Source organism: Micromonospora aurantiaca ATCC 27029, assembly GCF_000145235.1.
Classification (GTDB): Bacteria; Actinomycetota; Actinomycetes; order Mycobacteriales; family Micromonosporaceae; genus Micromonospora; species Micromonospora aurantiaca.
In genome coordinates, this window is record NC_014391.1 from 788,907 (window position 1) to 811,878 (window position 22,972).

At 73.5% G+C, this 22,972-nt stretch carries 19 protein-coding genes; 8 read left to right on the top strand and 11 right to left on the bottom strand.

Features of this window, described 5'->3' with window-relative positions:
* Nucleotides 1–2 precede the first annotated feature (2 nt).
* The 8 genes from cydD to deoC all read right to left on the bottom strand — a co-directional run bounded on the left by cydD (nt 3) and on the right by deoC (nt 9,536).
* Nucleotides 3–1,682: a thiol reductant ABC exporter subunit CydD gene (gene cydD / locus MICAU_RS03980; protein ID WP_013284001.1), complete on the bottom strand. Its 1,680-nt coding sequence runs from the start codon at nt 1,680–1,682 to the stop codon at nt 3–5.
* Nucleotides 1,679–2,686: a cytochrome d ubiquinol oxidase subunit II gene (locus tag MICAU_RS03985; RefSeq protein ID WP_013284002.1), complete on the bottom strand. Its 1,008-nt coding sequence runs from the start codon at nt 2,684–2,686 to the stop codon at nt 1,679–1,681. Before MICAU_RS03985 ends, cydD begins: the two co-directional genes overlap by 4 nt.
* Nucleotides 2,687–2,697: 11 nt before the next feature.
* Nucleotides 2,698–3,945: a cytochrome ubiquinol oxidase subunit I gene (locus tag MICAU_RS03990; protein ID WP_013284003.1), complete on the bottom strand. Its 1,248-nt coding sequence runs from the start codon at nt 3,943–3,945 to the stop codon at nt 2,698–2,700.
* A 103-nt stretch (nt 3,946–4,048) separates the two neighbouring features.
* Nucleotides 4,049–4,954, bottom strand: coding sequence for a M56 family metallopeptidase (locus MICAU_RS03995; protein ID WP_013284004.1), 906 nt, complete (start codon nt 4,952–4,954; stop codon nt 4,049–4,051).
* A 10-nt stretch (nt 4,955–4,964) separates the two neighbouring features.
* A complete protein-coding gene (locus MICAU_RS04000; RefSeq protein WP_013284005.1) occupies nt 4,965–5,435 on the bottom strand; it encodes a BlaI/MecI/CopY family transcriptional regulator in 471 nt (156 codons plus the stop codon).
* Nucleotides 5,436–6,323: 888 nt separating this feature from the next.
* On the bottom strand, nt 6,324–7,148 hold the full coding sequence (locus MICAU_RS04005) for an aldehyde dehydrogenase family protein (RefSeq protein ID WP_013284006.1): 825 nt from the start codon (nt 7,146–7,148) through the stop codon (nt 6,324–6,326).
* Nucleotides 7,141–8,571, bottom strand: a complete 1,431-nt coding sequence (locus MICAU_RS04010; protein ID WP_013284007.1) for an aldehyde dehydrogenase family protein — start codon at nt 8,569–8,571, stop codon at nt 7,141–7,143. The genes MICAU_RS04005 and MICAU_RS04010 overlap by 8 nt, the downstream gene beginning before the upstream one ends.
* Nucleotides 8,572–8,576: 5 nt before the next feature.
* Nucleotides 8,577–9,536 carry a deoxyribose-phosphate aldolase gene (gene deoC / locus MICAU_RS04015; protein ID WP_013284008.1) on the bottom strand — a complete coding sequence of 320 codons (960 nt, stop codon included), beginning with the start codon at nt 9,534–9,536 and terminating at the stop codon, nt 8,577–8,579.
* A gap of 136 nt (nt 9,537–9,672) precedes the next feature.
* Between deoC and upp the strand changes: the two genes are divergently transcribed.
* Together upp and MICAU_RS04025 are read left to right on the top strand one after the other, a co-directional pair.
* Nucleotides 9,673–10,305 (top strand): uracil phosphoribosyltransferase, encoded by a 633-nt coding sequence (gene upp / locus MICAU_RS04020; protein WP_013284009.1) that lies wholly within the window; start codon nt 9,673–9,675, stop codon nt 10,303–10,305.
* A gap of 193 nt (nt 10,306–10,498) precedes the next feature.
* Nucleotides 10,499–11,173, top strand: coding sequence for a GOLPH3/VPS74 family protein (locus MICAU_RS04025; RefSeq protein WP_013284010.1), 675 nt, complete (start codon nt 10,499–10,501; stop codon nt 11,171–11,173).
* An 88-nt stretch (nt 11,174–11,261) separates the two neighbouring features.
* Here the strand turns inward: MICAU_RS04025 and MICAU_RS04030 are convergent, their stop codons facing one another.
* Complete coding sequence (locus MICAU_RS04030; protein WP_013284011.1) at nt 11,262–12,926, bottom strand: phospho-sugar mutase; 1,665 nt, start codon at nt 12,924–12,926, stop codon at nt 11,262–11,264.
* Nucleotides 12,927–12,975: 49 nt separating this feature from the next.
* Nucleotides 12,976–14,994, bottom strand: coding sequence for a serine/threonine-protein kinase (locus MICAU_RS04035; RefSeq protein ID WP_013284012.1), 2,019 nt, complete (start codon nt 14,992–14,994; stop codon nt 12,976–12,978).
* Between the two features lie 200 nt (nt 14,995–15,194).
* Between MICAU_RS04035 and MICAU_RS04040 the strand changes: the two genes are divergently transcribed.
* Both MICAU_RS04040 and MICAU_RS04045 read left to right on the top strand, forming a co-directional pair.
* Nucleotides 15,195–16,778 (top strand): acyl-CoA mutase large subunit family protein, encoded by a 1,584-nt coding sequence (locus MICAU_RS04040; protein ID WP_013284013.1) that lies wholly within the window; start codon nt 15,195–15,197, stop codon nt 16,776–16,778.
* Between the two features lie 472 nt (nt 16,779–17,250).
* Nucleotides 17,251–18,510, top strand: coding sequence for an amidohydrolase (locus MICAU_RS04045; RefSeq protein ID WP_013284014.1), 1,260 nt, complete (start codon nt 17,251–17,253; stop codon nt 18,508–18,510).
* Here MICAU_RS04045 and MICAU_RS04050 read toward each other — a convergent pair.
* Nucleotides 18,467–19,462 (bottom strand): DUF4349 domain-containing protein, encoded by a 996-nt coding sequence (locus MICAU_RS04050; RefSeq protein ID WP_013284015.1) that lies wholly within the window; start codon nt 19,460–19,462, stop codon nt 18,467–18,469. The two genes, MICAU_RS04045 and MICAU_RS04050, sit on opposite strands and share 44 nt — an antisense overlap.
* A 124-nt stretch (nt 19,463–19,586) precedes the next feature.
* On the opposite strand from MICAU_RS04050, the gene MICAU_RS04055 reads away from it, so the two are divergent.
* The 4 genes from MICAU_RS04055 to MICAU_RS04070 are packed head-to-tail and all read left to right on the top strand — an operon-like array spanning nt 19,587 to nt 22,934.
* Entirely contained in the window at nt 19,587–20,216 is a 630-nt protein-coding gene (locus MICAU_RS04055; protein WP_013284016.1) for an MBL fold metallo-hydrolase, read from the top strand.
* A 2-nt stretch (nt 20,217–20,218) separates the two neighbouring features.
* Nucleotides 20,219–21,145, top strand: a complete 927-nt coding sequence (locus MICAU_RS04060) for a hypothetical protein (protein ID WP_013284017.1) — start codon at nt 20,219–20,221, stop codon at nt 21,143–21,145.
* A 43-nt stretch (nt 21,146–21,188) separates the two neighbouring features.
* Nucleotides 21,189–21,929, top strand: a complete 741-nt coding sequence (locus MICAU_RS04065; RefSeq protein WP_013284018.1) for an SCO6745 family protein — start codon at nt 21,189–21,191, stop codon at nt 21,927–21,929.
* A gap of 42 nt (nt 21,930–21,971) precedes the next feature.
* Entirely contained in the window at nt 21,972–22,934 is a 963-nt protein-coding gene (locus MICAU_RS04070) for a GNAT family N-acetyltransferase (RefSeq protein ID WP_013284019.1), read from the top strand.
* Nucleotides 22,935–22,972: the final 38 nt, after the last annotated feature.

A 22,972-nucleotide genomic window follows, 5' to 3' on the forward strand; every position in this document is an offset into this window, starting at 1 on the left:
GCTCATCGGGGCACCCCCGGTCCGGTGGCGGTCGGGTGCAGTTCGGTGACCCGGCCGTCCTCGACGCGCAGGATCCGGTCGGCGTCGGCGAGCAGCGCGGGCCGGTGCGCGACGAGCAGCGCGGTACGTCCGGCGACCAGCCGCCGGGTCGCGTCCAGCACGACCGCCTCGCTGGCGCTGTCCAGCCGCGCTGTCGGCTCGTCGAGCAGCACGATCGGCGCGTCCCGCAGGAACGCACGAGCCAGGGCGACACGCTGCCGCTGACCGCTGGACAGGCCGTGACCGCGCTCGCCGAGGCGGGTGTCCAGCCCGTCGGGCAGGGCGCCTACCACCTCGTCGAGCGCGGCGCCGGTGACGGCCGCGGCGAGCGCGGCGTCAGGGGTCTCCGGTGCGCCCAGGCGGATGTTGTCGGCGAGCGACCCGGCGAACAGGTGCGCCCGCTGCGGCACCCAGGCCAGTTCGCGCCGCCAGGCGTCGAGGTCGACCCCGGCCAGGTCCACCCCGTCGACCGTGACCCGGCCCGAGGTCGGTGCGACGAAGCCGAGCAGCAGGTTGAGCAGCGTGCTCTTGCCCGCGCCGCTGGGCCCGATGATCGCCACCCGGTCGCCGGGCCGGACGGTCAGCGTGACGTCGCGCAGCGCTGTGGTCCGGTCGTACGCGACTGTGACGCCCTCGAAGCGGATCTCACCACGGCCGCGCGGCGCCGGACGGCGCGGCTCGGCGGTGGCGGGCTCGGCGGTGGCGGAGAGCGTGAGCGCCTCGTCCAGCGCGGTGAGTCCTTCCATGCTGGCGTGGAACCGGCTGCCCGCGGCCCGCAGCGGCAGGTACGCCTCCGGGGTGAGCAGCAGCACCAGCAGCGCGGTGGAGAGCGTGAGGCCGCCGCCGAGCAGCCGGATGCCGACCGGCACCGCGACCAGCGCGACGGAGAGCGTGGCGACCAGCTCCAGCACCAGCGCGGACAGGAACGCGATCCGCAGCGTCTTCATGGTGGCCTGGCGGTGGCCGTCGGCCATCCGGCGTACCACGTCGACCTGCCCCCGGGACCGGCCGAACGCGCGCAGCGTGGGCAGCCCGGCCACCATGTCGAGGAAGTGCCCACCGAGCAGCGACAGGCGCCGCCACTGCCGTTCGGTGGCGGCCTGCGCCTGCCAGCCGAGCAGCGCGCCGAAGATCGGGATGAGCGGGATGGTGAGCGCGATGATCAGCGCCGAGCTCCAGTCGGCGAACACGATCCGGGCCAGCACCGCCACCGGCACCGTGACGCTCAGCACGAGCTGCGGCAGGTAGCCGGTGAAGTAAGGGTCGAGCGCGTCCAGGCCGCGCCCGGCCAGTGTGGCGAGCTGCCCGGCCCGCTGCCCGGCGACCCAGGTGGGGCCGTGCCGGCCGACCGCGCCGAGCAGGTCGGCGCGCAGCGCCGCCTTCACCGTGGCGGCGGCCCGCGCCGCCACGGTGCCCTGCGCCCAGCTCACCAGCGCCCGCCCGGCGACAGCGGCCACGAACCCGGCGAGCGCCGGCCGGTGCAGCCGCCCGTCGAACGCCGTCGCCAGCAGTGTCGCCAGCGCGGTGGCCTGGGCGATCACCAGCAGCGCGGTGAGCCCGCCCAGCACCGCGAGCACGGCGAGGTCGCGCCGGGCCGCGGGGACCCGACGCAGCAGACGCGGGTCGAACGGGCGGCGGTTCACCAGTACACCGGTGCCCTGCCGTCGATCCGTCCCCGGAAAACCCACCAGCACATCGCCTGAAAGCCTAGTAGGGCCGGCAGGAGCGGTAACGCGAGCCATCCCAACAGCGCCAGCGTCGGGCGGCCGGCGGCCGCCTCGGCCACCGTCAGCGACGCCGCCGGGTCGGCAGTGGAGACCAGGATCCGGGGCCAGAGCGCGGCCCCGATCAGCGGCGCCGGAAGCGCCAGCGCCGTCGCGGTCGCCGCGAAGGCCACCCCGGCCCGGCCCCGCCGCAGCGCCGCGCGGGCCGCCAGCAGCGCCGCCACGAGCGCCAACGGCAGGAGTACGGCGACAGCCGGGCGCGCCACAGCGGCGCGTACCCGATCGGAGAGCACACCCAGGACGGTGGCCGCGCCGACCGCGACGAGTGCGGCGGGCACCAGGCCGCTCGCCAGCCGGGCGAGCGCCGGGGCTTCGGCGGCGGGCAGCCGGAGCGTGAGGAACGTCGCACCGTGCACCGCCACCAGCGCGAGCAGCGCCAGCCCGGCGGCGGCGACGAACGGGGTGGCGAGATGACCGACACCGACCACGTGGCCGTCGGCGCTCAACGGCACGCCCTGGAGCAGCCCGGCGAGCACCGCGCCCCAGCCCAGCGCGGCGAGCAGGCAGCCGACCACCACCACCCGGTCCCAGCGGGCGCGGGCGGCGGCGGAGGCCGGGCGGCTGCGCAACTGCACCCCGGCGGTCACCAGCACCACCCCCGCCAGCGCGGCGAGCACGGCCGGGTAGAAGCCGGAGAGCAGTTCGCCCTCCAGCCGGGGGAACGCGCCGAACAGGATGCCGACGGCGGCGACCAGCCAGACCTCGTTGCCGAGGAAGAACGGCCCGAGCGCGGTGAGCGTGGCCCGGTTGCCCGGCGCCGGGCCACGTCGGGCCAGCAGCAGGCCGACGCCGTAGTCGTAGCCGCCGAGCACGAGGTAGGTGGCGAAGAAGAGGCCGAGCAGGGCGTACCAGGCGAGTTCCACGTCGGGCTCCCTCAGACGAACACGGGCTGGTGGCGGGCGTCGGTGTCGGGCGCGGGCGGGCGGCCGAGCGCGGGGTCCTGCGCTCCACGGGCCGCGTGCCGGGCCAGCAGCGTCCAGTTGGTCACCGCGAGCGCGCCGAGCAGCAGACTGAACCCGATCAGCGAGGTGAGCATCAGCCCCGGTGAGACCGGCGAGACGGCCTGCGCGGTGGGCAGCAGCCCGTACGCGGCCCAGGGCTGGCGGCCGACCTCGCGGGCGATCCAGCCGAGCAGCATCGCCACGAAGGGCAGCGGCAGGCCGAGCAGGATCAGCCAGAGCGGCGCCTTCAACCTGATGATCCAGTCGCGCCAGAGCAGCGGCAGCAGGAGCCAGAGCGCGCCGAGCGTGAAGCCGATCAGGATCATGAAGCCGAGGCCGACGTTCGACAGCACCGGCGGTTCCCAGTCGCCGGGGCCGAAGCGCGCGGTCCAGTCGGCGACGAGCGCGTCCCGCTCCGGCCCGCCGCCGAACTTGGTCGGCTGGAGCTGCCCGACCGGCCCGAACTGGGCGAAGCCGAAACCCTGGAGCATGCTGACCGCCAGGGCCGCGGTGACCAGGCCGAGCCGCAGCGAGGTGCGGAACAGCGCGTAGTCGGGGGTACGCCGCAGCAGGTGCCAGGCGCTCACCGCGGCCATCAGCAGCCCGCCGGTGACCAGGCTCGCCGAGATCACGTGACCGAACGCCATGCCGAACGTCGGGTTGGTGAGCAGCGCGCCGAAGTCGGTGAGGTGGGCGACGCCGTCGCGGACCTCGTACCCGACCGGGTTCTGCAGCCAGGCGTTCGCGACCATGATCCAGAAGGCCGAGGCGTACGCGGTGATCGCCACGCCCCAGAGCAGCGCCAGGTGCACGCCGCGCCGCAGCCGGTGCCACCCGAAGATCCACATGCCGAGGAACGTGGACTCCAGGAAGAACGCCACCAGCGTCTCGATGGCCAGCGGCGCGCCGAAGACGTTCCCGACGTAGCGCGACAGCCCGCTCCAGTTCAGGCCGAACTGGAACTCCATGACGATGCCGGTGGCGATGCCGAGCACGTAGTTGATCACGTAGAGCTGGCCCCAGAACCGGGTCAGCCGCTCGTACACCGGCTTGCCGGTCAGGTAGCCGGCCGTCTGCAACCCGACCAGGAGCGTGACCAGGCCGAGCGTGACCGCCACGAACAGGAAATGGATCGAGGTGGTGGTGGCGAACTGGAGGCGGGCGAGGAGCAGCGGGTCCACTGTCGTCCTCCCATGGGTTGGCTCTCTTGTCGTAGCCAACCTACACGTAGCCTCGCTACCTATAGGGGCGCGCGAACCCGGAGAAGTCCCGTAGGGGGCGACGTCAGCTCAGGAACAGGGCGAACGGCAGGGAGACGAGCGTGCCCGCGACAGCCAGCGCCATCGCGCCGAGCACCCGCGGCGGGCGGTCCGCGACGAGCAGCCGCTGCACGCGTACGTCGAGGTCGCGGTCGCCGAGTCCGAGCGTGCCGGCCGGCTGCACCCGGTGCTCGGCGGCGGCGAACCGGCGCAGCGCACCGGCCAGCGGCGCGTCCGCGTGCAGCTCCCGGGCCTTGTCGTCGGCACGCATCTCGACCAGCAGCGCCACCCGCGCGTGCGCGTCCCGCACCCACCGGAACCAGGGCAGCGCCCGGCACAGCGCGGTGAACGGCAGCAGCACCAGATCGTGCCGCTCCTGCGCGTGCGCCCGCTCGTGGGTGAGCACCGCCGCCAGCTCGGCCGGGTCGAGCAGGTCGAGCGTGCCCGCGCTCACCACTACCCGGGGACGCACCCCGGGCAGGCAGTACGCCGCCGCGCTCGGGTGGTCGAGCACCAGCGCGCCGGGCACCGTCGGGTCACGCCGGGCCACCAGGTGCAGCAGCTCCCGGTGCCGGCGCTGCGCGCGGACCGCGCCGTGCAGGCTGCGGACCGTCGTGGTGAGCAGCACCGCGCCGATGCCGATACCGACGCCGACCAGGCTGAGGTGCACCGCGCCCACACCGGCCGGCAGCGTGCCGTGGGCCAGGTCGTCGGCCAGCGCCAGCAGCGCGTGCCCGGTCGCCCGGTCGTACGCGTCGAGCCCCAGCGCCATCGGCAGCCCCATGGCGGACAGGCCGAGCGCCAGCCCGACCGCCTGCCAGCAGATGATCGCCACCCGGGGTGCCCGCCAGGTCCAGCGCGCGGCGGCGAGGACCTGCGCGGTCAGCCAGCAGGCCAGGATGATCGCGGCGAAGTGCAGGGCGTACGCCACGGCAGCCGCCCTACCGGTCCGTCGCCTCGTCGAGCGCCGGCCGGCCGGGCCGGGGGTTCTCGACCCGGCCGGCCGGTCCGTCCTCGACAGTCGACCCGGCCTCGGCGCCGAGCGCGGCCCCGGCCTCGGCGCCGAGCGCGGCGCGGAGCACGTCCGCCTCCGTGCCGGTCACCGAGCGGGCGAAGCGCACGAGCGCGGCGTCCCGGCTGCCGCCGAGGTCGAGGGCTTCGAGCATGAGCTGGGCGATGTGCGCCTCGCGGGTGGCGGCCGGACGGTAACGCCAGGCGCGGCCCTCCCGCTCACGCTGCACCATGCCCTTGCCGGCGAGCCGGTCGAGCACGGTCATCACAGTGGTGTAGGCGAGTTCCCGGCCGTCCAGGGCGTCGGCGACCTCGCGCACGGTCACCCCGTCCGACGAGGCGGGCGCCGCGTCCCACAGCACGTCCATCACCGCACGCTCAAGGTCCCCCAGCCGAGTCACCCGTCAATCCTACCCCCGGTAGTAGATCCCTTCCGTCGCCCCCGGTCCCCGTTCCCCGCTCCCGAAGATCAACACCAGCTCGGGGAAGTGGTGCCGTCCTGCGTCGGTCCATGCAGTCACTTCGGCGTACTGGTGTCGATCTTGCTGACGGGGAGTCCGGGCCGCTTCCCGGCGAACCGGTGCCGACCATGCCGCGGTCGTGTGGGCGCCCGTCGGCAAGATCCACGCCAGTTCGGGGAAGTGGTGCCGTCCTGGGCCGGTTGATGCAGCCACTTCGGCGCACTGGTGTTGATCTTGGTCATTCCGTATGGGTGCTCCGGGTGGGATCAACGCGGCTCGGGGAGGTGGCGCCGTCCCGGGCTGGTCGATGTGGCCACTTCGCGGAGCTGGTGTTGATCTTGCTGGCTTCGGGCGGCATCGGGGCCTTGTCCAGGCCACTCCGGGGTCTGGTGTTGATCCTGCTGATCCGGGCGGGCACCGCGGGCAAGATCCACGCCAGTTCGGGAAGGTGGCGCTGTCCCGGGCGGGTTGATGCAGCCACCTCGCCGTGCTGGTGCTGATCTTGAAGTCCGGGGTGGGGGTGCGTGGACAAGATCCACGCTGGTTCGGGGAGGTGGCGTTATCTGGGGCGGGTGGGATGCGGCCGCTTCGCGGAGCTGGCGTTGATCTTGCTGGCCGAGGGGGCAGGTTGGAGCAAGGTCGGCACCGGCTCGGGGAGGTGGTGTTGTCCGGGGGTGGCTGATGTGGCCACTTCGGGGGAATGACGTCGATCTTGGCGTGCGCACCGGGTGAGATCGACACCGGCTCAGGGAGGTGGGTGGAAGGGGAAGTGGCGGCAACCCGGCTGGGGGTGTGCCGCCACTTCGGGCCGGACTTGGGCTGCGCCGGTCAGACGCCCTTCGGGTGCCAGACCGTCTTGGTCTCCAGCAGCGTGGTCATCCGGGTGATGCCGGGATCGGCGTACCAGTCGTGGTCGGCCGGGGCCGGCCGGAGCACCCGCTTGAGGTTCTCCGCGGCCTTGATCTCCAGGTCGGCCGCCAGCTCGGCGTCGGCGACGCCGGTCAGGTCGATCGCGTTGACGTCCATGTGCGCGGCGAGCGTCGGCACGGTCTCGGTCAGCCGGCCGGTGAGGATGTTGACCACCCCGCCGGGCAGGTCGGAGGTGGCAAGCACCTCGGCCAGCGTCACCGCCGCCAGCGGCGCCGCCGGGGAGGCGGCCACCACCACCGTGTTGCCGGTGACGATCGCCGGGGCGATCACGCTCACCAGGCCGAGCAGCGCGGGCTCCTCGGGTGCCACCACCGCCACCACGCCGGTGGGCTCCGGCGCGGACAGGTTGAAGTACGGGCCGGCCACCGGATTCGCCCCGCCGTACACCTGGGACAGCTTGTCGGACCAACCGGCGTACCAGACCCAGCGGTCGATCGCCGCGTCCACCTCGTCGGCGGGGACGCCCAGGGCGACGAACTGCTCGCGCCGGCCCTCCAGCATCTCGGCGACCCGGTAGAGGATCTGACCCCTGTTGTACGCGGTCGCCCCGGCCCAGCCCTTCACCGCGGCGCGGGCGGCGACTACCGCGTCCCGCGCGTCCTTCCGGGAGGCAAGAGACACGTTCGCGGATTGCACGAGATACGACCGTCCCGACTCGCTGCGCGGGAACTTCCCGCCGATGAAGAGCTTGTACGTCTTGCGTACCGCGACCCGCTCAGACATTGAGGTACCCCTCCAGCCCGTGCCGGCCGCCCTCGCGACCGTAGCCCGACTCCTTGTAGCCGCCGAACGGCGACGTCGGGTCGAACTTGTTGAACGTGTTGGCCCACACCACGCCCGCGCGCAGCCGGTCGGCCAGCCACAGGATCCGGGAACCCTTGTCGGTCCAGATCCCGGCCGACAGCCCGTACGGCGTGTTGTTGGCCTTCTCGACGGCCTCCGCCGGGGTGCGGAACGTCAGCACGGACAGCACCGGGCCGAAGATCTCCTCGCGGGCGATCCGATGGGCCTGGGTGACGCCGGTGAAGATGGTCGGCGCGAACCAGAAGCCGCGCTCCGGCAGCTCGCACGGCGGCGACCAGCGCTCCGCGCCCTCGGCGGACCCGGCGTCGGACAGCTCCCGGATGCGGGCCAGCTGCTCGGCCGAGTTGATCGCGCCGATGTCGGTGTTCTTGTCCAGCGGGTCACCGACCCGGAGCTGGGCCATCCGGCGCTTGAGCGACTCCAGCACCCGGTCGGCCACCGACTCCTGGACCAGCAGCCGGGAACCGGCGCAGCAGACGTGCCCCTGGTTGAAGAAGATGCCGTTGACGATGCCCTCGACGGCCTGGTCGATCGGGGCGTCGTCGAAGACGATGTTCGCGGCCTTGCCGCCCAGCTCCAGCGTGAGCTTCTTGCGGGTGCCCGCGACCGAGCGGGCGATGGCCCGGCCCACCTCGGTGGAGCCGGTGAATGCCACCTTGTCCACGCCCGGGTGCTCGACCAGCGCCCGGCCGGTGTCGCCGGCGCCGGTGACGATGTTCACCACGCCGGCGGGCAGGTCGGCCTGCTGGCAGATCTCGGCGAACAGCAGCGCGGTCAGCGGGGTGGTCTCGGCCGGCTTGAGCACCACGGTGTTGCCGGCGGCCAGCGCCGGGGCGATCTTCCACGCCAGCATGAGCAGCGGGAAGTTCCACGGGATGACCTGGGCCGCTACGCCGAGCGGCTTCGGGTCGGGGCCGAAGCCCGCGTGGGGGAGCTTGTCGGCCCAGCCCGCGTAGTAGAAGAAGTGCGCGGCGACCAGCGGCAGGTCGACGTCGCGGGACTCCTTGATCGGCTTGCCGTTGTCCAGCGACTCCAGCACCGCCAGCTCACGCGAGCGCTCCTGAATGAGCCGAGCGATCCGGAACAGGTACTTGGCCCGGTCGCGGCCCGGCATCGGACCCCAGACCTTCTCGTACGCGCTCCGGGCGGCGCGGACCGCGCGGTCCACGTCGTCGGCGCCCGCCTCGGCGATCTCGGCCAGCACCTCCTCGGAGGCCGGGTTCACCGACTTGAAGCTGCCGCCGGAGGCCGGGTCGACGAACGCGCCGTCGACGAAGAGCCCGTACGAGGGCTTGATGTCCACCACCGAGCGGGACTCGGGGGCGGGTGCGTATTCGAACATCGCGTTCAGTCCAGGGTGAAGTAGTCGGGGCCGGCGTACACGCCGGTCGTCAGCTTGGTGCGCTGCATGAGCAGGTCGTTGAGCAGGCTCGACGCGCCGAACCGGAACCAGTCCGGGCTCAGCCAGTCCGCGCCGACTGTCTCGTTGACCATGACCAGGTACTTGATCGCGTCCTTGGTGGTCTTGATGCCGCCGGCCGGCTTGACGCCGACCTGGCGCCCGGTGGCGGCGCGGAAGTCGCGGACCGCCTCCAGCATCACCAGCGTCACCGGCAGGGTGGCCGCGACCGGGACCTTGCCGGTGGAGGTCTTGATGAAGTCACCGCCCGCGAGCATGGCGAGCCAGGACGCGCGCCGCACGTTGTCGTACGTGGCCAGCTCACCGGTCTCCAGGATCACCTTGAGGTGGGCGTCCCCGCATGCCTCCTTGGTGGCCACGATCTCGTCGTAGACGTCGGAGTAGCGCCCGGCCAGGAACGCGCCCCGGTTGATCACCATGTCGATCTCGTCCGCGCCCGCCTCGACCGCCGCCCGCACATCGGCGAGCTTGATCTCCAGCGGGGCCTGGCCGGACGGGAACGCGGTCGCCACGCTGGCCAGGTGCACGCCGCTGCCGCGCAGCACCTCGGCCACGTACGGGACCATCGACGGGTAGACGCAGACAGCGCCGACGTGCGGGCAGCTCGGGTCGGCCGGGTCGGGGCGCAGCGCCTTCGCGGCCAGCGCGCGCACCTTGCCCGGGGTGTCCGCCCCTTCGAGGGTGGTCAGGTCGACCATCCGGATCGCCAGGTCGATCGCCTCGGCCTTGGCTGTGGTCTTGATGGAGCGGGTGCCGAGTTGCGCCGCCCGCTGCTCCGCGCCGACCTGGTCCACGCCGGGCAGGCCGTGCAGGAAGGTCCGCAGAGCGGTCTCGGATCGTCCCAGCTCGGTGAGGTCCGACCGGGCCGACGTCGTTGTCGCCGTCATGCCCCGAATAGTACGCACCCGCGAGTCGAGTGATCTTGCTCACGGACGACCGGTCGTGAGCGTCATACGTGAGCGGTGTCGCTGGTCGTACCGCACCCGCCCTGCGCCGGACCGCCAAACGGTAGGTTGAGCGATCGTGGACGTACACGTCATTGACCATCCGCTCGCCCAGACGCGGCTGACCGCCATGCGGGACGCCCGGACCGACTCGTCGTCGTTCCGGGCGGCGCTGCGCGAACTCACCACCATGCTGGTGTACGAGGCCGCGCGCTCCTTCCCGGTCGAGAAGTACTCGATCCAGACCCCGGTCACCGCCACCGAGGGCAGCCGGCTGGCGAACCCGCCGCTGCTGGTGCCGGTGCTGCGGGCCGGTCTCGGCATGGCCGACGCCGCGCTCGGCCTGCTGCCCGAGTCGTCGATGGGCTTCGTCGGCCTGGCCCGCGACGAGGAGACGTACGAGCCCCGCGCGTACATGGAGTCGCTGCCGCGCGACCTCAGCGGCCTGCCGGTGCTGGTGCTCGACCCGATGCTCGCCACCGGCGGCTCGCTGGAGCACTGCTGCCGGCTGCTTGCCGACCGGGGCTGCACCGACATCACCGTGCTCTGCGTGCTGGCCGCGCCGGTCGGCATCGAGCGGCTGGAGCGCTCCGGCCTGCCGCTGCGCCTGGTCACCGCCTCGATCGACGAGGGACTGAACGACTCGAAGTTCATCGTCCCCGGCCTGGGTGACGCCGGCGACCGCCAGTTCGGCGGCATGCCCCGCTTCTGACCCGGCCGTCCGGGTTCCGGATCCGGCACCGGCGACGCCGGGGCTCCGGCGTCGCGGCGCCGCCGGCAATTCGGCAATCCGGCGATTCGGTGGAGAGGGCTCTTTCCTGCTGGGAAGGGCCCTCTCGCCGTGAATCGGGCGGCCCCGGCGAGTCGATGCGCGGGGGTGCGGGGAGGCGCTAGCGTTCCGGGCCATGACTGGTGTTGCGCTCGCCGAGGAGCTGCTGCTCCTCGCGTATGACGACGAAACCGGCAAGGCCACCATGCCACGGATCAGCCTGGACCTGGGCATGGCCGCCGCGGTGCTGGTCGAGCTGGCCCTGGCCGGACGGGTCGCGTACGCGGACGGGAACCTGGCGGTGGTCGACCCGGCCCCGACCGGCGAGCCGATCGCGGACGCCGTACTCGCCAAGATCGCCGCGGATACCCCGCACACGCCGTCGTCGTGGGTGCAGCGACTGCGGCACGGGCTGCGCGATCGGATCCTCTCCGACCTCTGCGGCCGGGGCGTGGTCCGCGACGTCGACGAGACCGAGCTGGGCTTCATCCACGTGCACCGCTACCCGGTGGCCGACGCCTCGGTCGAGGCGGACATCCGGCAGCGGCTGGCCGACGCGCTGACCAGCGGGCAGCTCCCGGACGAGCGGACCGCCGCGCTCGCGACGCTGGTCGCGGTGCTGCGGATGGAACCCGCGCTGGGGCTGACCGGCCCGGCCGCCGAGGACGCCGGCCGGCGCCTGGAGGAGATCGCCGCCGGCGCCGGGTTCTCCGGCACGGTGAGCCTGGACGACAGCGTCGTACGCCCGTCGATCAGCCTGGTCATCGCCGCGCTGGGCCAGGCCGTCGACGCCGCCCTGGGCAAGCGGTAAGGAAGGGCCCCCTCTTAACGCCTCAGGTAGAGGAAGGGCCCCTTGTTAACGCCAGGCGTTAACAAGGGGCCCTTCCTTGCACCAGGGGTCAGAGGCCCAGGGCGGCGGCGATCTCGTTGCGCAGCTCGGTGACGGCGGCCCGCGCGCGCTGCCGGGCCGCGGGCACGTCGCCGCCGGTCACCGGCTCCACCACCTCCAGGTACGCCTTGAGCTTCGGCTCGGTGCCCGACGGCCGGATCACCACCCGGGCCGCGCCGGTGCGCAGGATCACCACGTCCGCGTCGGGGAGCAGGTCGGACGCCTCGGTCACCGGCTGCCCGAGCAGCGTGGTCGGGGTGGCCGCCCGGATCCGGGCCATCGAGTCCGCGATCACCCGCAGGTCCTCCACCCGGACCGAGAGCTGCTCGGTGTGGTGCACACCGAACTCGGCGGCCAGCTCGTCCAGCCGGTCGAGGAGCGTACGGCCCTCGGCCTTGAGACCGGCGGCCAGCTCGGCGACCGTCAGCGCGGCGGTGATGCCGTCCTTGTCCCGGACGTGACCCGGCGCGACGCAGTAGCCCAGCGCCTCCTCGTAGCCGTACACCAGCGGCTCCCGGCCCCCGCCGGCCCGCACGATCCACTTGAACCCGGTGAGCGTCTCGTCGTAGGGCAGGCCCCGGGCCGCCGCCATGGCCCGCAGCAGCGCCGACGACACGATCGTGGTGGCGTACAGGCCGGTCACGCCGCGCCGCATCAGGTGGTCGGCGAGCAGCGCGCCCACCTCGTCGCCGCGCAGCATCCGCCAGGACCCGGCGTCGCGTACGGCCACCGCGCAGCGGTCCGCGTCCGGGTCGTTGGCGACGGCGAGGTCGGCGCCGGTGCGGTCGGCGAGCGCGACGAGGAGGTCCACCGCGCCCGGCTCCTCCGGGTTGGGGAAGCTCACGGTCGGGAACGCCGGGTCCGGCTCGGCCTGCTCGGGCACCACGCCTGGAACGCCGAAACCGGCGTGCGCGAACGCGGCGGTCAGCACCGCGCCACCCACCCCGTGCAGCGGCGTGTATGCCACCTTCAGGTCCCGCGGTCCGGCCGGGTCCACCACCGCGGCGGCCTGCTCCACGTACGCGGTCACCATGTCGTCGCCGAGCACCTGACCGGCCGGGCCGAGCGGCACCGCCGCGAGCGGGCCGACCGCCCGGATGGCCGCCTCGATGCCGGCGTCGGCGGGCGGCACGATCTGCGCGCCGGCGCCGAGCTCACCGCCGAGCTGCGCGCCCAGGTAGACCTTGTAGCCGTTGTCCTGCGGCGGGTTGTGGCTGGCTGTGACCATCACCCCGGCGACCGCGCCGAGCTGCCGGACCGCGAACGCCAGCACGGGCGTGGGCAGCGGCCGGGGCAGCAGCAGCGCCGGGCGGCCAGCACCGGTGGCCACCTGTGCGGTGCGCTCGGCGAAGGCACGGGAGCCGCGCCGGGCGTCGTACCCGATCACCAGCGGGCCCTCGCCGCCCTGGGCGGCGAGCCAGCCGACGAGCCCGGCGGCGGCCTGGGTGACCACGGCGAGGTTCATGCCGTTCGGCCCGGCCCGCAGCGGGCCGCGCAGCCCGGCGGTGCCGAACGTCAGCGGGCCGGCGAACCGGTCGGCCAGGTCGGCCGCCGTGCCGGGCAGCCCGTCGAGGACCGTGCGCAGCTCGACGCGGTCGTCCGGGTCCGGGTCGTCGGCGAGCCAGCGCTCGGCGCGTACGCGAAGGTCGTCAAGGTCAGTGGTTTCCGCCGCCATTGCCTCATGAAAGCACGGCGGCGGATCACCACTGGCCGTCGGCCTCGACTCAGTTGGCCGCCGTGAGCTGGAACGAGCCGGCCATCGCGTCGAAGATCGGCTTGCTCTCGGTGAACCGCGCGTCGGTCGAGGAGAGGTAGAACGAGTAGACCTTGCCGTCCTTGACCACGCCCCGCCAGATGCCGTGGCGCATGGACTCACCCTCGCCGCAGGTGTATTCGAGCTGGCCGGCGGTCTGCCCGGCCAGCGGCTGCTCGGAGACCGACACCTCGGTGTAGGGGGCGGGGCAGGTCTTGCTCTTGGTGCTGTTCTTCTTCAGGTTCCGCGAGGCGAACTCGGCCCAGCTGATCGAGGTGCCGCCCCACGCCTCGGCGATGACCCGCACCTTGCGGCCCTCGTCCTCCGGGTCGACGTAGTCGACGTAGAGGCCGCCGGTCTGCCGCTGCCAGCCCTTCGGCACCTGGATGGTCACGCCCTTGACGGTCTGTTCCTGCATCTCCACCGGCGAGGCGGCGGCCGAGTTCGACGGCAGCGCGCCCACGATCGGCGGGGGAGCGTCGTCGCCGCCGCTGGTCAGCGCGATCACGCTCACCAGCAGCACCACGGCGAGACCACCGGCGGCGGCGAGCTGGACCTTGCGCGGCCACGCCTTCACGCGCCCGAGCAGGCCCTTGGCGCCGCCGACCGCGCCGCCACCACCGGCGGCCGGTGGCGAGGTGGCCGCTGTGGTCCAGGGCTGGCCGGTGCCGGGCACCGACCACTGGTTGCCGCCGTACACCGGCTGGGTGGCGTCGACGGTGCGGCCGTAGGCGGTCGGCACCGCCTGCGTCGCGTCCGCTCCGGCGCCCTGGCCGAGCCGCACCGTGGCGTCCGGCGAGATGCGCTGGGTGGCCTCCGGCGTGCCCGGGCCGGACATCGCGCCGGTCGGGGTGTGCAGCGGGCCGGCCAGCGCGTCGGCGCTGGTCTCGTCGAGCGCGGCGGCACCCGCCGCGGGCTTCTCGCCGGCGGGCCGCTCCCCGCGGCGCAGCGCGGCGAGCCGGTCGGTGAGCGACTCGTCCGGGCCGATCATCGCCCGGCCGCCGATCTGCCCGCTCGGCTTCGGCTCCGCCGCGATCGCCGGCGGCGTGGTCGGGCGCGGCACCGGCACCACCGCGTACGGGTCGGTGACCGAGTTGACGGCTGTGGCGGTGCTGGTCAGCGGCCCGGCGAGCAGCTCGCGCAGGTTGGCGCGGGCCCGGTGCACGTCCATCCGGCGGGCCGGGTCCTTCTCCAGCAGCCCCATCAGCACGCCGGTCAGCGGGCCGCTGCGCTGCGGCGTGGCGGGCGGGTCCTCGACCACGGCGTGCATGGTCTCGATCGGGTCGCCCTTGTCGAACGGGGGCCGGCCCTCGACCGCTGTGTAGAGCGTCACGCCGAGCGAGAACAGGTCGCTCGGCGGCCCGAACTCCTGGCCCATGGCCCGCTCGGGCGAGATGAAGTGCGGCGAGCCGAGCACCATGCCGGGCGTGGTGAGCTGCACGTCGGTGGGCATCCGGGCGACGCCGAAGTCGGTGAGCACGCAGCGGCCGTCGGTGCAGATCAGCACGTTGGCCGGCTTCACGTCGCGGTGCAGCACGCCGATCGCGTGCGCCACCTCCAGCGCGCCGAGCAGCGCGATCCCGATCTTGGCGACGGCGCGCGGAGCGACCGGCCCGTCCTCGATCACCATGTCGGCCAGGCTGCGGGCGTCCAGCAGCTCCATCACGATCCACGGGCGGCCACCCTCGGTGACCACGTCGTAGACCTGCACCACTGCCGGGTGCTGGATCGCGGCGGCGGCACGGGCCTCCCGCAGCGTCCGTTCGTAGAGCGCGTCGCGGTCGCTCGGGGCGAGCCCCGGCGGGAGGACGACCTCCTTGACCGCCACATCACGGCGCAGCAACGTGTCTGTGGCCCGCCAGACCGTGCCCATGCCTCCGTTGCCCACCGGGGAGCGCAGCGAGTAGCGACCACCGATGGTGGTGCCGGGCGCCGCGCGTCCAGTGGGGGGACTGGCCGGTCCGCCGCTCCACGTCGGAATCTGAGTCACAGAAAAGCCACCGGGGGATATCGAGGGGGCTGGGACACAACCCCTCTATCTTGCTGGTTCCGACGCCCGATGCGAAACCCGACGCGGCGGGCGTTTACCTACTCGACGGTATGTGGTCGGTCGCTCACCTCCGGTGGGTCGCCGCGAGGTGTGCGGTATCCCTCACCCACCAGGCGGTCTGCGCGTCCTACCATCCGGTAATGAGCGATGCGCGGTCAAGCGAGTCGGGTTTCCCGATCCAGGGCGTCTACACGGCGGCAGACCTTCCGGCGGACCTGGACGCCCGGCTGGGCGAGCCGGGCGAGTTCCCGTACACCCGCGGGGTCTACCCGACGATGTACACGTCCCGGCCCTGGACCATGCGACAGTACGCCGGGTTCGGCACCGCGACCGAGAGCAACGCGCGCTACCACCAGCTGCTTCGCGCCGGCACCATGGGCCTGTCCGTCGCGTTCGACCTGCCCACCCAGATGGGGTACGACTCGGACGACCCGATCGCGCACGGCGAGGTGGGCAAGGTCGGCGTCGCCATCGACTCCATCGAGGACATGCGCACGCTGTTCGGCGGCATCCCGCTGGGCAAGGTCTCCACCTCGATGACCATCAACGCGCCCGGCTCGGTGCTGCTGCTGCTCTACCAGCTCGTGGCCGAGGAGAACGGCGTGCCCGGCGCGGCGCTCAACGGCACGATCCAGAACGACATCCTCAAGGAGTACATCGCCCGGGGGACGTACATCTTCCCGCCGAAGCCCTCGCTGCGGCTGGTCGCCGACACCTTCGCCTACTGCCGGGCCGAGGTGCCGAAGTGGAACACCATCTCCATCTCCGGCTACCACATGGCCGAGGCCGGCGCGTCGCCCGCGCAGGAGGTCGCGTTCACGCTCGCCAACGGCGTGGAGTACGTCCGCGCGGCGCTCGCCGCCGGGCTGGCCGTCGACGACTTCGCGCCCCGGCTGTCGTTCTTCTTCGTGGCCCGCACCACGCTGCTGGAGGAGGTCGCGAAGTTCCGCGCGGCCCGGCGCATCTGGGCCCGGCTGATGCGCGACGAGTTCGGCGCGAAGAACCCGAAGTCGATGATGCTGCGGTTCCACACCCAGACCGCCGGCGTGCAGCTCACCGCCCAGCAGCCGGAGGTGAACCTGGTCCGGGTGGCGGTGCAGGGCCTCGGAGCGGTGCTCGGCGGCACCCAGTCGCTGCACACCAACAGCTTCGACGAGGCCATCGCGCTGCCCACCGAGAAGGCGGCCCGGCTGGCGCTGCGGACCCAGCAGGTGCTGGCGTACGAGACGGACCTGACCGCCACCGTCGACCCGTTCGCCGGGTCGTACGTGGTGGAGGCGATGACCGCCGAGGTGGAGGCGGCCGCCACCGAGCTGATGGACCGGGTCTTCGACCACGGTTCGGCGGTGGACGCGATCGAGGCCGGGTTCCAGAAGCGGGAGATCGAGCAGTCCGCGTACCGGATCGCCCAGGAGATCGACTCGGGTGAGCGGGTGGTGGTCGGGCTCAACCGGTTCCGGATCGACGAGGAGGAGCCGTACGAGCCGCTGCGGGTCGACCCGTCGATCGAGGCGGCGCAGGGGGAGCGGCTGGCCCGGCTGCGCGCGGAGCGGGACTCCGGCGCAGTCGAGCGGGCCCTGGCCGAGCTGCGCGCCGCCGCCGAGGGGGACACCAACGTGCTCTACCCGATGAAGGAGGCGCTGCGCGCCCGCGCCACGGTCGGCGAGGTCTGCGGGACGCTGCGCGAGGTGTGGGGGATCTACCGGCCCAGCGACCGGTTCTGAAACTGTCCGGAGGCGGCCCCGTCGTACACCCTCGGTGTGCGGCGCGGGCCGCCTTCGCGTGTGCGATTCGGCGATTCGGGTAACCGGATCGGGTGAACGGGACGGACAGCGTGTGCGGTCGGCGGTCGGACGCTCGTGTCACCGTCGGGAGTCTTCCGGCAGCCGACAGTTGTCGTGCAATTGTCGGAGCGGCAGTTAATTGCCGCGACTAATGCGACAATTCGGAACGACGGGTCGTTATTTGTGACCGATGAAACGGTTACGCGTTGTAGGAGGTGGGAGGCGGATGACGGCGTTCGACCGCGATCTACCTGCTGTCCCGCAGATATTCGAGCCCTCTCACCAGGGCATTCGTGACGCTGCGCGGTCCGACCGCTACGCGAAAGATGTTGCGCAGCGTCACCGTCGGAGGTCTAGGCTGTCTGCTGTCCGACCCGAAGATCCATCCACTTCTAGTGATCGAGAATTCGACGTGACGAGTGCGTTGACGCTGCCTTCCGGCGGCCTGCTGTCGTCGTCCCGGCCCGAGGCGCCGACCGGTTACCAGCCCCTGCCCTTCGAGCTCGACCATCTGCTCGCGCTGCGCGTACCCGGCCTCATCGAAACGCGCCGTCACATCCACTCCCACCCGGAGTTGTCCGGCGAGGAGTTCGAGACGGCCGCGCTGGTGCACCGTGAGCTGTCCCTCGCCGGTCTCAAGCCGCGCCTGCTGCCGAAGGGCAACGGCGTCATCTGCGACATCGACGGACGCCCGGACGGTCCGGTCATCGCGCTCCGCGCCGACATCGACGCGCTGCCGCTGAGCGACCCGAAGGACGTGCCGTACCGCTCGACCGTGGAGGGCGTCTGCCACGCCTGCGGCCACGACGTGCACACGTCGGTGATGCTCGGCGTCGGCATGCTGCTGGCCCAGCTCGCCGACACGGGCCGCCTCGACGGCCGGGTCCGGCTGATCTTCCAGCCGGCCGAGGAGATCCTGCCCTGCGGCTCGCTGGAGGTCATCGAGGCCGGTGGCCTGGACGACGTGGTGCAGATCTTCGCGCTGCACTGCGACCCGAACCTGCCGGTGGGCAAGGTCGGCCTGCGGGTCGGGCCGATCACCGCCGCCGCCGACAACGTCACCGTCCGGCTCACCGGGCCCGGCGGGCACACCGCCCGCCCGCACCTGACCGTCGACCTGGTGGACGCGCTCGGCCGGCTGGTCACCGAGGTGCCGACGCTGATCAGCCGCCGGGTGCCGGCCAACAGCGGGCTGCTGCTGGTGTTCGGCCACGCCTCGGCCGGCACCCGTTACAACGTCATCCCGTCCGAGGCGTGCGCGGCCGGCACGCTACGCGTGATGGACCGCGACACCTGGGACCAGGCGCCCAAGATCGTCGCTCAGGTGGTGCGGGACGTGCTCGCGCCCACCGGCGCCACAGTCGACCTGGAATACCTGCGCGGCCGGCCCCCGGTGACGAACGACGCCCGCGCCATCGGTGTGCTCACCGCGGCCACCGCTGCGGCGCTCGGCCCCGACGGCATCGCCGAGACGCCGCAGAGCATGGGCGGCGAGGACTTCTCCTGGTACCTGGAGCACGTGCCGGGCGCGCTCGCCCGCCTCGGCGTCGGTCGCAGCGGTCCCAACGTGGACCTGCACCGGGCCTCGTTCGACGTGGACGAGCGCGCCATCGAGGCCGGCGTACGCCTCATGGTCCAGACCGCGCTGCGGGCACTGGCGGCGGCGCGCTGACCGGACCGCCGAGCGGCCCCGGCGGCATCGGCGCCGCCGGGTTCGGGCCGGGCGGCGGCGTCCGCCGGGCGCGCACCCGGCGCCGCCACAGGAGCAGCAACCACAGCGGTACGCCGATCACGACCGCGAACGGCAGCACCGCGCCGAGCACTGTGAGCAGGACCCGGGCCGAGGCCAGGAACGCCGTCCAGCCGCCGCCCAGCCCGGCCAGGAAGCCGAGGTCGGCCTCCTCCTCGGCGGTGCTGGCGTCCTGACCGAGGAACGTCACGGTGATGGTGGACAGCGAGGTCAGGTCCGCGAGCCGGCGCTTGCGGGCCTCCAGCGCGGCCAGGTCGGCCTGCCGGGTGCCCACCTCGTTCTCCAAGCGGACCAGCTCGTCCACCGACGTGGCCCGGGCCAGCAGCTTGCGGGAACTCTCCACCCGCGCCCGCTGGGTGGCGATCCGGGCGTCCAGGTCGACCACCTGCTCGGTGACGTCCTCGGTGCGGATCTCCCGGCGCTCCTGCCGGCCGAGACCGGCGAGCCGGTCGATCACCGCGGCGAACCGGTCCGCGGGCACGCGCAGCGTCAGCGCCGCCCGCGCCTCGGCGGCCCGGCTCGACCGCCGGTCCGCGCCGACGAATCCGCCGGCCGCCGTCACCGCTGTGGTCGCCTCCCGCGCGGCGGCCTCCACATCGTCCACCCGGACCTGCATGGTTCCGGTGTAGATGATGGACCGCTGGTCGACCCGCAGGTCAGCGCCACCGGTGCCGCCCGGAGCGGCCTGGTCGCGATCCGCGCCACCGCTGTCCGCGCCGCCCTCGGCGGCCTGCTCGCGCCCCGCGCCCCCGTCGGCCGCCGGCGCGGCCGAGTCGCTGCCGGAGTCCCCGCCCGCGCCGCAGGCGCCCACACCCAGTGCCGCTATCAGACCCACAGCCACCAGGGCCACGCCCCGGAGTCGTCGTCCGCCCATACCCCGTACTCCGATCGTCGACGGCCCCGACTGCCGGGACCGATACCTCGGACGTGACGCGTGGTCGCGCCGGTTCCGGCAGACTGCGCTGAGGACATCACGATTCGATAATCGAGGAGTCACGATGCAGGTGACCAAATACGCCCACTCCTGTCTCCGGCTGGAGCACGACGGTGCGGTGCTCGTCGTCGACCCGGGTGTCTTCAGCGATCCGGCGGCGCTGGACGGCGCCGACGCGGTGCTGATCACCCACGAGCACCCGGACCATGTGGACGTCGCCGCGCTGACCCGGGCGCTGGAGCGGCGGCCGGTGCCGGTGCACGGTCCCGCCTCGCTCGCCGGGGTGCTCGGCGACGCCGTCGAGGCGCTGGTGACGGTCGAGCCCGGACAGTCGCTCACAGTCGCCGGGACGCCGGTGCGGACGTACGGCGGGCAGCACGCGGTCATCCACCCGGACATTCCGGTGATTCAGAACATCGGCTACCTCTTCGCCGACGTGGTGTACCACCCGGGCGACGCGTTGTTCGTGCCCGACGACGTGCAGGTGGACACGCTGTTCGCCCCGATTCACGCGCCCTGGTCGAAGTTCTCCGAGGTGCTCGACTTCATCCGCGCGGTCGCGCCGCGCCGGGCGTACGCACTGCACGACGGGCTGCTCAACGACAACGGCTTCGGTGTGCTGGACCGGCAGTACACGGCGATGTCCAACACCGACTACCGCCGTCTGGAGCCGGGCACCCGGATCGACGCCTGAGCATGGCCGAGGTGCCCGCGGAGGTGGTCCGGCAGCTCTACGCCACGCCGCCGGACCGGTTCGTGGCGGCCCGGGACGCCGCCGTCGCGCAGGCGCGGCAGTCCGGCGACCCGCGTACCGCCCGGGAGATCGGCAAGCTTCGCCGGCCCACAGTGGCGGCGTGGCTGGTCAACCTGCTGGCGATCCGCCGTCCCGAGCTGGTCGCCGACCTCACCCAGCTCGCCGAGTCGCTGCGCGCCGCGCAACGCGACCTGCGCGGCGGCACGCTGCGGGAACTCTCCGCGCAGCGGCGCGCCGTCGTGGGCGCGCTGGTGGCGGAGGTACGCCGGCTGGCCGCCGCCGAGCCCGCCGCGCCCCCGGCCGGGAAGCTGCCGCTGGGCGAGGTGGAGGCGACACTCAACGCCGCGCTGTCGGACACCGAGGTGGCCGAGCAGGTACGCGCCGGACGCCTGCTGCGGGCCAGCCACTACGCCGGGTTCGGCGAGGTGCCCCGCCCCCAGCTCCGGCTCGTGACAGGGGGCGAGGAGGCGCCTGTCGTACCGGATCGGGCGGCCGAGCGGGCCGACGCGCGCCGGGCCCGCGACGAGCGGGCGGCGCGGGCCGAACGGGCCGGGCGGCGGCGGACCGCGACCCGGGAGCTGACCCGGGCCCGCGCGGACCTGGACCGGGCCGAGAAGGAGCTGGCGACGGCCGACGCGGCCGAGCGGGACGGCGCCGCGACGCTGGACCGGATCGAGACCGAGCTGGCCGAGCTGGAGCGTCGCCGGGCCGTCGCCGAGCAGGAGCTGAGCCGGGCCCGGCTGGCCCGCCGGGGCGCGGAACGGGCGGTCACAGCGGCCCGGCGCCGCGCCGGCGAGGTGGAGGCCGTGTTGGAGGCGCTCGACGCCGAAGAGGGGGATGCCGACACCGGTGACCACGCGGCAGACTGAGCGTGATGAATGGCTTCGGTGGAGTGACGGTGACGGGCGGCCGATGACTCCGGAACAGCTCGCCGCCGCCTGCAAACCGCTGGTGCTCGAACTCGGGGAGGCGTTCGCCCGCTGCCCGTCCACGCTGCGCCGGGCGCGGCTGCTGGGCATCTCCGGATGGGCCTTCTACATCACCGGGCGGGCCGGTGCGCTCGGCGACGTCCGCGCCGAGACGGTGGCCGCGGCGCTCGGCTTCATCGCGCCGGAGGCGGTCACGGACGGCTGGGACGCCGCCGCGCGGACCGTCCCGCCGCTGGAGGTGGCCGCCGCCAACCTGGCCGAGTGCTGCCGGTGGGGCACCGCCCGGCTGGGCGACGGCGCCGAGTCGTCGCGGCTCGCCGCGCTGCTGGGCCGGGCGGTCGACGCGGCGGACGGCAGCGGCATGCCACTGTTCGCCGCATGGCGGGCCATGCCCGTGCCCGATCCGTCCCCGGGTGCGCGGGCGGCTGTCGGCATGCTGCTGCTGCGCGAGCACTTCGCCGGGGCGTACCTGCTGGCGGTGCGCGCGGCCGGGCTGACGCCGCTGGAGGCGGTGCTGGCCGGGCCGGAGGGCGAGGCGGGCGCTGCGGCGTGCGGCTGGGTGCCCCCGTACCCGCCGGTCGGGCCGCTGGTGCGGCGCCGGCTGTGGGCCGAGGCGGTGACCGACCGGCTGGCGTCGGCGGCGTTCCGCGCGCTGGACGCGGCCGAGGGCGCTGAGCTGCTGGGTCTGCTCGGCGCCGCGAGGCTACGCGCCCGCGGCGGATAAATGGGAGGCGATCCGGCCGGTCCGGCTGCCAGGATCTGGCCCGTGACGCTCCCCGCCGGCTGGTCGGCCCGCCGCCCGACCCTCGACGACGTGCCCGCGATCCTCGCGGTGGTGCACGCCTCCGACACCTTCGCCGTGGGCTACCCGGACTTCGACGACGAGGACGTGCGGTCCGCGCTGACCGCGCCGTTCGTCGACCCGGACCGGGACTCCTGGCTGGTCACCGACCCGGACGGTACGGCGGTGGCCTGGTCGATCCTGGCCAACCCGAGCGGCGTGGGCCGGGAGTGGGTGGACGTCCTCGTCGACCCCGACCGCGGCGCCGACCTGCGCGCGCCGCTGCTTGCCCGGCTGCTGGAGCGCGTCGCCGAGCGGGCCGCCGAGCGCGGCCTGCCCGCGCTGACCGCGCGCACCGGGGTGTACGCGCCGGAGACCCGCTGGGCCGGTGAGCTGACCGAGGCCGGGTTCACCCGGATCAAGCGCTACATCCGGATGAGTCGCTCGTTCGCCGACCTGCCCGCCGAGCCGGCGCCCCCGCCCGGGGTGACGGTGCGGTCGCTGCGCGCCGACGACGAGAGCGACCTGCGGCTGTTCCACCGGATCTACGACACCGCGTTCCGGGACACCCCGGACCACGACCCGCTCGACTTCGAGCAGTGGCGGGAGCTGCTGCCGTCGTACGGCAAGGTCTGGGACGAGTGGTTCCTGGCCGAGGTCGACGGCGAGCCGGCCGGTGCGCTCCAGTCCTCCGACCAGGCGCTCGACCAGGACCTCGGGTGGGTGCGGACGCTGTCGGTGCTGCCCGCGTACCGGCGTCGCGGGGTGGGTGCGGCGCTGCTGCGCCGGGCCTTCGCGGTCTACGCGGCGAAGGGCCGCGCCGGGGCCGGGCTGGGCGTCGACCTGGCCAACCCGACCGCGCCGGTCACGCTCTACCGCTCCGTCGGGTTGGTGGAGGAGCGCTGGACCGACATGTACGAGCGGAGTGTGCCCGCCTCGCGGGTGTGACCCGGCACCCGCGTACCGGGGTCGCCGAGCGCCCGTAG